The organism is Enterococcus sp. RTP21361st1_A6_RTP21361_211029 (assembly GCF_040910045.1).
Lineage (GTDB): Bacteria > Bacillota > Bacilli > Lactobacillales > Enterococcaceae > Enterococcus_D > Enterococcus_D gallinarum.
On sequence record NZ_JBDGBK010000211.1, the window covers coordinates 1 to 1,330 of the forward strand.

The 1,330-nt window shown below is 51.4% G+C and carries 2 protein-coding genes; one reads left to right on the forward strand and one right to left on the reverse strand.

All coding sequences use genetic code 11. The annotated features are described in order from the left end of the window. Window positions 1-320: hypothetical protein (locus AB5Z52_RS17100; protein ID WP_368267148.1), on the reverse strand; the 320-nt coding region annotated here is incomplete at its 3' end. A gap of 342 nt (window positions 321-662) precedes the next feature. Between AB5Z52_RS17100 and AB5Z52_RS17105 the strand changes: the two genes are divergently transcribed. Then, on the forward strand, window positions 663-1,157 hold the full coding sequence (locus tag AB5Z52_RS17105) for a hypothetical protein (RefSeq protein ID WP_071478528.1): 495 nt from the start codon (window positions 663-665) through the stop codon (window positions 1,155-1,157). Window positions 1,158-1,330 lie beyond the last annotated feature (173 nt).

The window sequence follows — 1,330 nt, forward strand, 5'->3', positions numbered from 1 at the left end:
TACTTGCACAGGTGCACGCTTATGAGGCTCGCGTAGTTGTTGATGGACTTGGGTTTCAGGTCGCGTCGTTTCAGCTCGAACCATCGTTCCGCGTACTCGCCGAGCCGGGTGGCGCGGTCTACGCCCATGCCCCATTCGGTTTTCTCCTTGAGGGCTTCGGCTATTTTCCTGTCGCATTCCTTGTAGGTCTTGGCGGACACCCATCGGCCGTCCACCTTGGCCTGCCAGTTCACGTATGTCTTTACCGTGCCGTCCTTGAGTGTTTTCCGCTGCTCGTGGCGGATGGGGTAGACCGCTCCGGTTTTCCTTATCCTAGGCATTCAACATCCTTCATTCTCCAACATTCTCCAACAAATCTTCGGGTTGGGCTGCGGAACGGTTTCGGCGTGGCGGAATCGACGGTGATTCGCTCGAAAAATCAAAAATCGGTTTTTGTATAAATATTCATGTAAGCCTTTTAGTATCTATCCATGTATGTTCACATGTCGGTGTGAGCAATAATCAGCGTTGACTGTGACTCACTATTCCCATTATGGTGTGACTATCTGTTATCATGTGAGTGTGAATAAAAAACCCTATGGAGGTGAAGACTCCACAGGGTTGAAAAACGAAACCCTAGCAAGAGTTCCACTCCCAAGTTTAGTCGAGGGCGTGGAGGAAAGATGACGGAACAGATGGGCTACCGCAATGTAGATCGCGTATATGCTCTCGCAAGCCAAGGCAAATTCTCCAAGACTGATGAAAACGGCAAGCAGACGCTAGACCTACTGGCTTTGTCGATGATGACCTACATGGCCTCGAAGGTAATCGACAAAGAGGATGTGAACGCCGTCGTATATCAAAACCGTGCCTACTGGTGTTATTGGGAGGGTTGGGACAAGATGATAGAGGGTATGGGCATGGTCATCGCCTCCAAGGAACATGATTTAGACACTGCCGCAGAAACAACAATGGCCCGCACACGGACAGCGCGAAACCGACTGAGCCGTGGTGCAAAGTTTTTACAAGAGCAGGGCTGTATAAAGCAGCTAAAGGCTCCGATTCCTCTAGCGGGGAAGAATGCCATCTGGCTTCTGTTGCTTGGTAATGAGAGGGAGAACCGCGAAGCTGAGCGAATCGCCCGATTGTATTTCAATCTTCCGCCCATGAAAGCGTAAATACGCGAAAACCGCCCCTCCGTCCAGCGTTACTGCTGGGGGAGGGGCGGTGGTATTTATTCGCTGCGACTACTTGCCGGCCATGCGTACCGGGTTGTATGCGACTCCGAATCCTGCGGCGATCAAACGCTCGATATTGACCTTATCGAAGACACAGCTCCAGTGCCATTATC